This window comes from Paraburkholderia sp. 22098 (genome assembly GCF_052045935.1).
GTDB classification, from domain to species: domain Bacteria; phylum Pseudomonadota; class Gammaproteobacteria; order Burkholderiales; family Burkholderiaceae; genus Paraburkholderia; species Paraburkholderia caledonica.
In genome coordinates, this window is sequence record NZ_JBQEPV010000001.1 from 1 (window position 1) to 12062 (window position 12062).

Below are 12062 nucleotides of genomic sequence, written 5' to 3' on the forward strand. Positions count from 1 at the left end.
GCGTTGCAGAACCTGGCCATCGCGTTTGACCATTACAACGAATCGCATCCGCACAGCGCCCTGAAATACTGCTCACCACGCGAGTTTCGCCAGCGAGCAAATTCATCAACTTAAGCGTGACCGCATGTCCGGTCATGCAGGGGCAAGTCCACTGAGACCCAACTTCCGGTCCGCAGAACTTGCGACGGTGATTGCTGCGTCGTGCCGGTTGAGCCGTCAGCGTTACCTGACTGCTATCAGGCAATGCAGGCTGCCCGCTTTGTCTTCTGCTACATTAGATGCGCCGAAACGCCACACGGAGTTGCAACGCGAATCCGACATGCCGCCGGGCTACGCGAGGCGCCAGCCAGTACGGACCTGCTGCTAATCTGCGCCATGACAAGGCAGCAGCTTCGCTCTCTGTGTCGGAAGCACCTGAACAGCCAGTTTACAGCGATGTCTTGTCGCCAACGCAAAACCGCGGAATCGTAAAGCTGGGGCGCGGGGCGGAAGCAGCCTAAGCGGTGTTTGGCTCGTGTACAGACGGTCCTTGGAGACAGTTTCAAGAGCTCAAGAGGCTCTTGCAGGTCAAGGTAGCGGCACGCGAATTCGTTAGCGATGGGCTTAATGCGGGCATCTCGCGAAATCGTTATTTCGCTGCCGCGATGCTCTCGTCGCAACATCTGACCCCGCGCTGGCTAACGGCGCCCACTATATACGTGACGCTCAGGCGCGGCTGGGCCGGTACAGCACTTACAGCAATGACGCATGTGGAAGACTATTTTGACGATTTGGCGCCGTCGAGCTTTCCAAGGCGCAGTGCATGCCAGCGCAAACGGCTCATCACGTACCGCCTCAGAGTCCGTTTGTCAGCGTGTCCGAGGACTTGTGCGAGCGAGTCAAGTACCAGTTCAATCTGAACGTGCCGGATGCCCACCCTTTCCACTTCTGCGTCGACGTTTTCGTTGACAAAGTCCGTAGCAAACTTCGCCCTGACACGGTGAGTGTGCAACCTGGCGGCGGCGTCGACAAATGCATCTTTGAATATGCGGTTTGTCTGCCTCTCGCTAATTGGCTCGCCGCTCCTGTGGCTCAAGAAGATTTCGGCGGGACCGGATAAGGCGGAGTGCTGGGTGATAACGCCCTTCCGCTCGTTGTCGATGTATGACCGAGTCTCCCTAACAAGGTCATCGGTCGCGTATACCGTTCGAACCTTCCCGCCTTTACCCGTGACCTGAATTCCCCACAAACCATCTTCTCGGGGCATTGCGTGTAGTCCGGGTAGTTGTCGTTGTGTGAGTTGTACAAGCTCGGCGCGTCGGATGCCGGTTGTCAGTGTCCAGTTGAACATCAGGACGTTCCTGACACGAATCCCGTAGTCCGGATTCCCCGCGAGCCTGACGAAGGCGTCGTCAATCTCCTTGTTGGTCGGTATCGGTAGTATTTCTCCCTCGTGGCAAGCAAGCAAAATGTCGCTGCTGATGCCCCACCGTCCCCGTGTCATCGGCACCTGTAAATTGATACACCGTCGGCACTGAGGAATTGATACACCTCGACGAAGGGATAATGGCCGCTTTGAGCGGCGATGATCTCGTACGAGGGATACATGCAGATCAGGATATTGCACAAGCAGGGCAAGAGCCTGCGTGCCATTGCTTGTGAGGTTGGCTGCTCGGTCAACACAGTAAGGAAGTATCTGGCGGCGCAGGACGCGCCGAAGTTTCGGCCCGCGGCAACTGCGCGTGAGTCGATACTGAAACCGTTCGAAGCCTATCTACGGGAAAGGATCGCGACAGCGGCACCAGACTGGATTCCAGCGACAGTTCTGTGGCGCGAGATTCAGTCGCAGGGATTCGACGGCGGCGAGAGAATCGTGCGCAAGTTCGTTGCCACATTACGGCCTGTACCGGCGCCCGATCCTTTGGTGCGATTCGAGACTGCTGCGGGCGATCAGATGCAGGTCGACTGGGTCGAGTTCCGCAGGCGCAAAGGAGCGAATCTGTTCGCGTTCGTGGCTACTCTCGGCTATAGCCGTGCGACCTATGTCGAATTCGTTTCCGACATGCGGCTCGATACTTTGCTGAGGTGTCACGTCAACTGTTTTAACTGGTTCGGCGGTGTGCCGCGCCGTGCGCTCTACGACAATATGAAGACCGTTGTCATCGAGCGGGATGCGTACGGTCCAAAGCAACACCGCTTCCAGCCAGGGTTTCTGGACTTCGCGCGGCACTACGGGTTTCAGCCTGAGCTTTGTCGGCCCTATCGCGCGAAGACCAAAGGCAAGGTCGAACGGATGAACGGATATTTGCGCCGCAGTTTCTACGTTCCGTTGGCCGCTCAGTTCAAGGCGGCCAACGTCGAACTGGACGTGACGACCGCCAACACTGAAGTCTGGCGTTGGCTACGCGAAGTTGCCCATGTCCGGATACATGGAACGACCCGGTTGAAGCCAGGCGAGCAACTGCTTATTGAGCAGAAGGCCTTGCAGAGCGTGCCGCCACCGTATCCGGCGCTGTTACCAGCAACGACACCGGCGGGCGGACAGGAGCTGCGCGAGCGATTCCACGACTGGCTGGCTCCGCTACAACACCCGCTGTCCGTATATGACCAGCTGATTCGGGTTGCCGCATGAACATCGCACACGAACGCGTGGCGCAGTTATGCGCCCAACTGAAGCTCACGACCATCGCGGACGCGCTGCCACACCTGGCGCAAAAGGCGATCGCCGACGAGGTGAACCTGACGGAGTTCCTCGAATCGGTATTGAAGGCCGAGCATACAGCGCGGCTCGTCAGACAGCGCGCGACGTTTGCGCGCCTGGCAGGCTTCCCGACGATCAAGACCCTGGACGGATTCGACTTCGCAGCAGCCAGCGGTGTGCCTAAATCTCAGGTTCAGGAACTGGCGAGCCTGACGTTTCTGGAGCGAAACGAGAACGTCGTATTACTCGGGCCGAGTGGCACAGGCAAAACGCACATTGCAATGGCACTTGGGTATGCAGCAACGCAAGCTGGGATCAAGGTGCGCTTCATCACGGCAGCAGACCTGCTGATGATACTGACCACGGCACATCGACAGAATCAGTTGGGAGACGCGCTCAAACGGTTCGTCAACCCGTACCGGCTGTTGATCATCGATGAGATCGGATACCTGCCGATGAGCCGTGAGCAGGCCAACCTGTTCTTCCAGGTAATCGCCAAACGGTATGAGCGCGGCAGTCTGATCGTGACCAGCAACCTTCCGTTCGGGCAATGGGACCAGACGTTCGCCGATGACGCAACGCTCACTGCCGCCATGCTCGACCGGCTGTTGCATCACGCTCACGTCGTAGCAATCCAGGGCGAGAGCTATCGACTACGCGACAAGCGCCGCGCCGGACTGGTTACGAAGCGATCGACCACAACAAAGGAGAGCGCCGCCAATGGAACGCGGTCGGCACCGCAATAACACTACAACCTGGTGTATCAAATCTGAAGTGCCGATGCCGGTGGAAACTGTATCAATTCCTGAGTGCCGTTGACACCCGGACTTGAAACCTTCTTATTTGTATCGGGTACCGCTCACCTTCTAAGGTTGTACCGTTGCCAATTCTATTGGTAGCGTAGCCATGCTCCTGCGCCCACCAATAAAAGCGATAGACCACGGAAAGCTTGTGGTTAACCGTGTTGTCTTGGTTACCTTTTATTTGGCAATGCGAACGGTATTCCAGCAACGTATCGTCGGTAACGTGCTTCCATGATATGGCCCCCGCCTTGACCACCCCGCCTCTCTCGTTCATTTTGGTCGGCGACTCCAGCCATCGCAAGAACGTCAGCAGGTTATAAGCCGTTTGCCTAAGGCCTTTTCGCCTTTTACCCATTTTGGCAAGATGGCGAAACCATCCGCTAGGAGGCTCGATGGGCAAGCCTGCGGCCGTCACCAAAAGAGGAACATCGCGGTAGCGAGCGCCATTCAATAAGCAAGTGTCGTCCGAAAATAGAAGCACGATGCGCGATGCTGCCTCACTCATCGCACTTCCTTATTGTCGGATTCCACGAGCCGCAGGCCGGATGATTTCCCAATTGACCGTCTGAGATTGTCCATCTCGCGCTTCAGGTTCGCGTAATCGATGGACATCTGGTCACGGCCCGTAATTGCAGCCTCAGCCTCATTCTTGAGTTGTTGAATTGTCGCAGCCATCCCGCGCACCAGCTTGTTTAAACGCTTTATTTCCTTCTGGTCACGAAGATATAGCTCCGACTGTGGCTTGCGCTTTTGCTGCGGTGGTTTCGTGTTCGCCGCCCGCAGTTTGGCGACGAGACGGGAAGCCTCTTCTATCAACTCCCGTCGGGCAATTTCTGAATCTTTCAGATTCACAGTGTTCGGACTACCAAGACGAATCAGCCCTAGCGCTGAATCCTCCCAGAGACGGTACTGCTTCATGCTTCGCGGAACGAATGCCCCAGCGGAAACGCCTGTTTCGCTGTACCGTCTGAGAATTTCGTTCTTCGCTTCCAGAGCTTTGTCAACAGCATCGGCGCGAGCTACGTTTCCAAGTCGATGAGTCTCATTCATTTTCCCGACCTCTCTGCACGAACGCCTGTGATGAGAAACCCTGCAACTTTCTTAAATGCTTCTCAAGGCGTTCACGCATAAGCGGTGCCAGATTTATCTCCTTCCGCAGACCCGCTTCAATTTTCTGTTCTGCGTCCTTCCAATGCGCTCGCCGGGTCTCGTCAGTAAGGAAGAAAAGGCAACCCGAGCAGCGCACCTCGTCAGAACCCGTATGGTCCGGGCGTCCATCACTCCCTAACTTGCCGCTGCGACACTCTTTCTGCTGACAGGCCGCCCGACGAATATTCGATGGCACGGCCTTGCAAGCGCAGAAGCCCCAGGGATTTGCCTTCAGCGCAGTTCCTGTCTCTTTCATCAACTGCAGCAACCGACGCTCCATGTCAGCATCCGAGGCTAGCCCAATCTTGGGCCGAAGGCGCTCTACCATCCGCAAAAGCTTCTTTCCGAATGTACCCGCCGGATGGACAGTACCTTGAAGCATGGCCTGTGTCTTTCGCGCCGCCAGTCGGAACATCTCGCCGCCGAGCAATCTGATTATTTCCTTATCCTTTGTATATCGCAGCGTCATTTCAAGCGAGAAGTGTCGCAGATGATAGCTCAATGAGCTCAGGTCACCTGCGTCGTATCGCCAAACGTACAGAATCGCGAATAGCTTCCTCAGTTGGTGACAGCTGTAATGCCACGGCGCCCACCCTTTGGGACCCAGCACGTATGGATTTCCGGTGACTTTGGCAAAAGCATCTATCTTCTCGTCGAGCTTCCCTAACATGGCACTTTCAATTCGCTTATCCATCTTCACTTTCTCTTTGTATGCGTGGACAAGGAATACGAATTTGTTGGCAGAACCACGGATTTGAGTCCCGAAGCGGTTCATCAGCTTTAGCGCCAATGCGGCCACCTCAGGAATGGGTATCAGGTCGTTCTTGCGCTTGGTCTTACCGATGTACGTGTCCAACCAGTATCCATACTCCCTGGTCCCCTTGACGGCATCCTTGCGAAGCGTCAGAAGTTCCGTACGGCGCCGGGCGCTAAAGGTTCCAACCACGATAAGACATGCGATGGGCAAAAACCTCTTGATCGCATGCACGATGTACATGCGACCTAGTTCCGATGTCCTTTCGCGCTCGACATGAAATCCTATAGCATTGGCATACTTGGCGTTGAACAAGCTCACGAACCTTCGTTGTCGCGCGGGCGCTCTCAGAATGTTCCCTTTCCATCGCAGGGCGCGATAGAGGGCCAGCAACTTAGGTCCAACTGTCATGACCCAATGGACAGCGCTCTGCAACAAGTGCAAGGCCGCACTCTCCGGGATGGTGGGTGTGTAGCCTTCAGTATTCGTCCTAGCGTCGGCCGGTAAGCCATCAGGAAACGGGTCAAAAGAGAGGCTCGTGTCCAAGTACTCGCGTAGTATGTATAGCAACTGGATTGACCGGACAGGGCCATAGGTACCGGTCACAGGTTTGTTGGGCGCAGGCTCCCTAAATTCATACTCCGAGAACGGACGCAGTCGGCAATGTGATTTGATATCCTCAAAAATCGCTTCGGCTAGCGGAAACTTCAGATTGCTAGCGAACTCCTCTTTCCTTACTTGAGAAAACGAAAGGTTCTTAATATCGAGGCCACTCTCGACTCTCCTGCTAATGTAGTCGAAGACTCGGCGGGGAGCATTGAGAAGGGCCTCGTATCCGTTTGCTGCGTCCGCTAAGTATTTGGTTATGTGCGTCATGCTTAGCTGGCCAAAGTCATATATTCCCACGCCCACCATCCAGCTAGCGAGGCTCGTAAGCTGTCGAGCTATGGCCTGTTGAGTGTGACCACTGGTCACCGAACAATCGCGAACGCCATAACGACAGTAATATACGACCTGACGTATAGCGGTATGGAAGCGAGAATTAACCGTCTGGCTCAGCAAGGTCCCATCTGATAGCAATCTGTTAAAGGGGATAGGTATCCGTAAACCGTTCGGTTCGCGAATGACCATTCGCTCGTGGGTGTCCACTTCTAGCCACTCGACCGAGGGGAATTCGTTCGTGGCTTCCAGCGACGTTTCCGGATAAGCCGTCATTTGACACTCCTCACAGGATGAATTTAGGAAGCAGGTTCTTGCGTGCCAGTTCGTCCACGTGGAGCTGAGCCTTGCGGAAAATTGCCGCGTGTGAACTCCGTTTCGCCTTCTCAATCACGACCTCTGCATACGCAAGCAGAGGTATGTACTCCTTCTCCCATTTTGCGGCGGCGTTCGCCTCTAGGTCTTCCCTCCGATTTAGCAGGTCTGCACGAAGGCATAGGACATCCACCAGGTTCTCGAAATCGATGTAGAACACTCCGCCTTGACATGAGAGGCAGCGTTCGCCGACGTCGCCACACCGCGTGCTCCCCTCTGGTGCCTGTTGATAGTTCGAGAACGGTGATTTGCAGTCAAAGCCGTAACCGGTACGCTCGGCCTTCTCAAGCATTTTTATGGCTGCCGTCTGGGTAAGTCCAAATGCGTTTTTCAGCTCGAGGTGAGTGAAAACAATCTTATTCTGCAGGTAGTTGGTGAAATGTCTCACCTTCGACATATAGACCAACTTTACCGGATAGCTGCGGGCGTATTGTTCGCTGTCTCCGGTCCCCGGAGCGTGCTGCGCGTGTAAGCGCGTCATCAAAACGTCGCCACCGTTTTCCAGGGTTCTGTACATCAGCCCGGAGACACGAATCGAGCTTGGGGTGACTAGCGGCTTTTCGTTGCGCTTCCCGCCCATCATCAGATTGAGCCAGTTACGGAGTGCGCCACTGTTCAATACATAAGGTGCAATCGTCCCGTCGTTGCTTCTCTTCGCACAAACAAAGAGATATTCGTCGCTAAGCCCCAATCTCGCTCTTACGATGGCAGTCTGCTCCTTGATGAAGTGAATCGCTTGAGGCACCGAAATCAGCACACTGCTGTCATTCACCTGGAAGTCCGTAATAATCGCTTCGTATCCCGCTCTCGGCTTGATTGACTGAACACGTTGGACACGCGGGTCGTCCGTAGGTTGAATACATTGCTCGCTTAGCTCAAGAGCGGTCGATACGTTGCTTAACGAATCCACCATGTACAGGATGCAGCATGCCGCCAGACCCGGAACCGAGATTGACGTGATGTCGTCGGCTCCCACCAGACCGCCAACCGATGGCAAGAAGCATTTCTCGTAGCGTTTTGGAATTCCTCGTCGGGTGGGAGGCGGCGCTATGCCCCCGAACCGCTCCTTTATAAGGACCAACCAGTTGGCGTTGGCTTCATCCAGGTTGCCCGATGGGAAAAGCTCCTCCAGTATTTTGTGCCGCTCAATGCTTGTGTTGCCACCTATTCCTTTTATGTTGAGCCATTCATCGTAGAGCTGAGTGGCGCGAGGGTTTCCATACTGGGCCACAAGCCTTTCGGCTTCGCGCTTGCGTGTCATGATGTGGTTGAGCCTCTGCTCCGCGACCTGGCGAATTCCGCTTAGCAGCTCTTGCGTTCCTTGCGATATCGCGCCGACGACAGCATCTTCCGACTGTTCGACTCCTGTCGCCAGACGCTGCCCGATGAGAGTTAGGCTTTTAAGCTCGTCCGAGTCTAGCGCCAGTTGCCGCTCGCCTAGCAAAGACCGGATGTTCTCCATCACCTTGTCGAGTCCTTCAAGGCCTCCTATACGCTCCAATACGCCGGGCTTATGTTGGCTTCTTTGCCGCCACCCCGCGGGCTGCACTGGTAGAGAAACCAAGGGAGCTAAACCTGCTTCGACGAGGTAGTTGGCGATAGTGTTCGTCTGTTTTATGCATGTTCCAAGATGCGCCTCACTTATCCCTGAGCATCGTAGCTCCGCGGCGTACGCGTGAAGGAGGTCGTGCCACGTTTTCGCTGACCCAATCTGTGTGGCGCTGCTTCCTCTTGCTAAGGCACTCCGATGGTCGTCGTTGCGCTGCCCATAGGCGGCGAGTTTCCTCGCGCAGTAGCAGTAGTTTTTTATGGTTGATGGTCTGCAGTGGGCAAACCTGCGCGCAAGCACTGTTGCGATACAAAGTGCGAGTGGCGCCGGGAAAAGACTTGTGAGGCAGCGTAGGTCAATCATTGCTTTGCCCACCACCTCGAACACGAGCCCTCCCTCGAGGGTACGTATCATTGGCTCGGGGACTGCACCGGCCAAGTTGCGCTTATACCTCCGCTTCGTCGGCATCCCGCCTCCCTGTCGAGAGCCCGCGCATGTCAAGCAGTGTTTTCGATTCCGCGACCAGCCTAAACCGCGGAGCTGCGTCGGCATCAGCGAGACAGTCGCGGATAAATTGCGTTCTAGGGACAACGTTTCCCATGCCGGAAATGTTGCTGAACGCTCCGGCTGCCAGCGGCAGCCTGCTCGGGCCTGTGCAAGCTCGGGGCGCCCCAATCTTCCCCTTACTACTTCTGCCCGCGAGCGCCGCGCGGTACGTATCGTTGCCCTCGGCGACCGCGGCCAGTTTGTGAAGGGAGCACAAATGACTGCTAGCGGGCGCCGGCGAGCAACCTGCAGAGTCCATCGCTCCCGGTTGCGCGATGCGCCGAGCTAAGTGGACAGGAAAAACTGTTGTCAGGCACGTAAGGTTGAAGCGAGCCTTGTCTCCGACCTCAACACCTGGCGTGTTCTCGGCTGACCAGCGGAGCGCCCACGGTTTGCCTCGTCGCCATGTTCTTCGGGCTTGCACGTGGCCCCTCCCACACAATACGTCCGGACGCTTGCATTTATAGGTCATTTGCTACGAATAGTCATCAAAAGATACGTAAATTTATCTCCGACCCCTGACGCATTTATGCAGATGCATTTATGCATCTCCAAGCGAGAGTGCTACATTTATGCGCCAGCCAAGCGAGAGTGCTACATTTATGCACCACCAAGCGAGAGCGCATTGCGGCACTTCGCTCGTCGAGTGATAGAGCCGTGCGTCGATATGCGAAACGGCAGAATTTATCGCTTGAATTTCCTGGTTTTACCGGTTTAGGTCATGTCAGTTCCCTCGCTGCGCTCGCTTGTTGCCACAAATGTCCGGCTTGCCCGGGCATATCTAAATTTGCAGCAGGACGAATTGGCAGACCGAGCTTCTCTGCACCGCACCTATATAGGGGGACTGGAACGTGGTGAGCGGAACATCACCCTAGATAGCCTAGAGAAAGTTGCCAGCGGGCTCGGCATCGCTGCTTGGCATCTGCTGAACCCTGACTTCAATCCTAGGTCCCTGTTTCCGGCGCCTTCCGATGTGTAATCGCGGGTGGTCAATTTGACGGTCCCGACGAAGGCAAAGTCGCGGATAACGTTATTCGCAACCTAATGGTCAAGACTCCCCGTTCCACGAGGTTCCTACGTGCGAATATAGGTAGATTACGGCGCAGAACCGTGGGAAATCGCGTCGGGCTATTTCGGCTGCCGTAGCGACGACGGCACCTTCAGCGCGGAAAAATTCGCGAAGCAGGCGGCCGAACCGCAAGTAAAAATGATCGAGGTCAAGCTGTCGCAAGGCGCGAAGCCGGGTCATGGCGGCGTGTTGCCGGCCGCCAAAATCACACCTGAAATTGCGGAGACGCGCGGCGTGCCGATGGGCCGCGACTGCATTTCGCCGGCCACGCACTCGGAGTTTTCGACGCCGCGCGGGCTGCTCGAATTCGTCGACCGCTTACGCACGTTATCGGGCGGCAAGCCGACCGGGTTCAAGCTGTGTATCGGGCACCCGTGGGAATTTTTCGGCATTGCCAAGGCGATGCTGGAGACGGGCATTCTGCCGGACTTCATCGTAGTAGACGGCGCGGAAGGCGGCACGGGCGCAGCGCCGCTCGAGTTCACCGATCACGTCGGCGTGCCGTTGCAGGAAGGCCTGCTGCTCGTGCACAACACGCTGGTCGGCATCGGCTTGCGGCAACGGATTCGCATCGGCGCGAGCGGCAAGATGATCACCGCGTTCGACATCACGAAGACACTCGCGATCGGCGCGGACTGGGTCAACGCGGCCCGCGGCTTCATGTTTGCGGTGGGCTGCATTCAGGCGCAAACCTGCCACACGGGACGCTGCCCGACCGGCGTCGCGACGCAAGACCCAGTGCGCCAGCGTGCGCTCGTCGTACCGGACAAGGCCGACCGCGTGTTCAGCTTCCACCACAACACGCTGCATGCGCTGAAGGAAATCATTCAGGCCGCCGGGTTGAAGCATCCCGCCGAGTTGCGCGCGCATCACTTCGTGCGGCGAGTGTCGTCGCATGAGGTGCAGTTGATGTCCGAGTTGCTCAAGTACCTCGAACCGGACGATCTGCTCAACGGGAAATACCGCTACTCGTTGTATGAGAAGTGGTGGCCGGTCGCACAAAGCGATTCGTTTTCGCCGAAGGCGGAGTTGGCGGTGGCGTGAGGGAGCGCCGCTGGTCCTGCCAGTCCCTCCCCAAAACCGGACGCCCCCCCGCCTTTCCGTTAAAATCGCAGGTTTAGCACTTCGCTCCACGGCCGCCTCGCGCGCTCACGCGCTCGCGGCGCGGCCTCATGCCCGAAAGGCACTTCATGCTCACGTTTCAGCAAATCATTCTGACACTGCAATCCTATTGGGATAAGCAGGGTTGCGCGTTGCTCCAACCGATCGACATGGAAGTCGGCGCGGGCACCTCGCACGTCCACACTTTCCTGCGCGCGGTCGGCCCGGAACCGTGGCGCGCCGCCTACGTGCAGCCGTCGCGCCGCCCGAAAGACGGCCGCTATGGCGAGAACCCGAACCGCCTGCAGCATTACTACCAGTATCAGGTGGTGCTGAAGCCGGCGCCGGAGAACATCCTCGATCTGTATCTCGGCTCGCTGGAAGCACTCGGCTTCGACCTGAAGCAGAACGACGTGCGCTTCGTCGAAGACGACTGGGAAAATCCCACGCTCGGCGCGTGGGGACTCGGCTGGGAAGTGTGGCTGAACGGCATGGAAGTGACCCAGTTCACGTATTTTCAGCAGGTCGGCGGCCTTGACTGCAAGCCGGTGCTCGGCGAAATCACGTACGGTCTCGAGCGCCTCGCGATGTATCTGCAAAAGGTCGAGAACGTCTACGACCTCGTCTGGACCGAGTGGGAGGAGCAAGGCCCGAACGGCCCGGAAACGCGCCGCCTCACTTATGGCGACGTGTACCACCAGAACGAAGTGGAACAGTCCACGTATAACTTCGAGCACGCGAACGTCGACCTTCTGTTCACGTTCTTCAACAGCTACGAAGCCGAAGCGAAGCGCATGATCGAAGCGCAGATCGCGCTGCCCGCCTATGAGCTCGTGCTGAAGGCAGGCCACACATTCAATCTGCTCGACGCACGCGGCGCGATCTCGGTCACGGAGCGCGCAGCCTACATCGGCCGGATTCGCGCGCTGTCGCGCCTGGTCGCGCAGGCCTACTACGATTCACGCGAGAAGCTCGGTTTCCCGATGCTCGGCAATCCGGTGCACGCCGTGCCCGGCCTCACCACCGACGAGCAGGACGCCGCCATGCCCGCGTGGGCGCCGCCGCTGAAAGTCGAACGCAAGATCGACCCGGACTGA

The 12062-nt window shown here is 57.0% G+C and carries 10 protein-coding genes and 1 pseudogene; 6 read left to right on the top strand and 5 right to left on the bottom strand.

Translation table 11 applies throughout. The features are described from left to right. Nucleotides 1–114 (top strand): integrase core domain-containing protein (locus ACTJLB_RS00005; RefSeq protein ID WP_440782493.1); only part of this gene is annotated, 114 nt, incomplete at its 5' end. Between the two features lie 643 nt (nucleotides 115–757). Here ACTJLB_RS00005 and ACTJLB_RS00010 read toward each other — a convergent pair. After that, a complete protein-coding gene (locus ACTJLB_RS00010; RefSeq protein ID WP_440782074.1) occupies nucleotides 758–1483 on the bottom strand; it encodes a tyrosine-type recombinase/integrase in 726 nt (241 codons plus the stop codon). Between the two features lie 81 nt (nucleotides 1484–1564). Here ACTJLB_RS00010 and istA point away from each other — a divergent pair, with 81 nt between their 5' ends. Together istA and istB are read left to right on the top strand one after the other, a co-directional pair. After that, the gene (istA, locus tag ACTJLB_RS00015) at nucleotides 1565–2611 is read left to right on the top strand and encodes an IS21 family transposase (protein ID WP_440782075.1); all 1047 of its coding nucleotides are present in this window, start codon (nucleotides 1565–1567) and stop codon (nucleotides 2609–2611) included. Further along, entirely contained in the window at nucleotides 2608–3426 is an 819-nt protein-coding gene (gene istB, locus ACTJLB_RS00020; protein ID WP_440782076.1) for an IS21-like element helper ATPase IstB, read from the top strand. Before istA ends, istB begins: the two co-directional genes overlap by 4 nt. Before the next feature lie 52 nt (nucleotides 3427–3478). Here the strand turns inward: istB and ACTJLB_RS00025 are convergent, their stop codons facing one another. The 4 genes from ACTJLB_RS00025 to ACTJLB_RS00040 are packed head-to-tail and all read right to left on the bottom strand — an operon-like array spanning nucleotide 3479 to nucleotide 8165. Then, nucleotides 3479–3988 (bottom strand): hypothetical protein, encoded by a 510-nt coding sequence (locus ACTJLB_RS00025; protein ID WP_440782077.1) that lies wholly within the window; start codon nucleotides 3986–3988, stop codon nucleotides 3479–3481. Further along, a complete protein-coding gene (locus ACTJLB_RS00030; protein WP_440782078.1) occupies nucleotides 3985–4533 on the bottom strand; it encodes a hypothetical protein in 549 nt (182 codons plus the stop codon). Before ACTJLB_RS00030 ends, ACTJLB_RS00025 begins: the two co-directional genes overlap by 4 nt. Beyond that, on the bottom strand, nucleotides 4526–6601 hold the full coding sequence (locus tag ACTJLB_RS00035; RefSeq protein ID WP_440782079.1) for a hypothetical protein: 2076 nt from the start codon (nucleotides 6599–6601) through the stop codon (nucleotides 4526–4528). Before ACTJLB_RS00035 ends, ACTJLB_RS00030 begins: the two co-directional genes overlap by 8 nt. A 10-nt stretch (nucleotides 6602–6611) precedes the next feature. Next, nucleotides 6612–8165: a hypothetical protein gene (locus tag ACTJLB_RS00040; protein ID WP_440782080.1), complete on the bottom strand. Its 1554-nt coding sequence runs from the start codon at nucleotides 8163–8165 to the stop codon at nucleotides 6612–6614. Between the two features lie 1351 nt (nucleotides 8166–9516). Here ACTJLB_RS00040 and ACTJLB_RS00045 point away from each other — a divergent pair. The 3 genes and pseudogenes from ACTJLB_RS00045 to glyQ all read left to right on the top strand — a co-directional run bounded on the left by ACTJLB_RS00045 (nucleotide 9517) and on the right by glyQ (nucleotide 12062). Further along, nucleotides 9517–9774, top strand: a complete 258-nt coding sequence (locus ACTJLB_RS00045) for a helix-turn-helix domain-containing protein (RefSeq protein WP_084465179.1) — start codon at nucleotides 9517–9519, stop codon at nucleotides 9772–9774. Nucleotides 9775–9906: 132 nt separating this feature from the next. Continuing rightward, nucleotides 9907–10908 (top strand): annotated as a pseudogene (locus ACTJLB_RS00050) (FMN-binding glutamate synthase family protein); the annotation flags it as partial. Between the two features lie 146 nt (nucleotides 10909–11054). After that, entirely contained in the window at nucleotides 11055–12062 is a 1008-nt protein-coding gene (gene glyQ, locus ACTJLB_RS00055; protein ID WP_084690169.1) for a glycine--tRNA ligase subunit alpha, read from the top strand.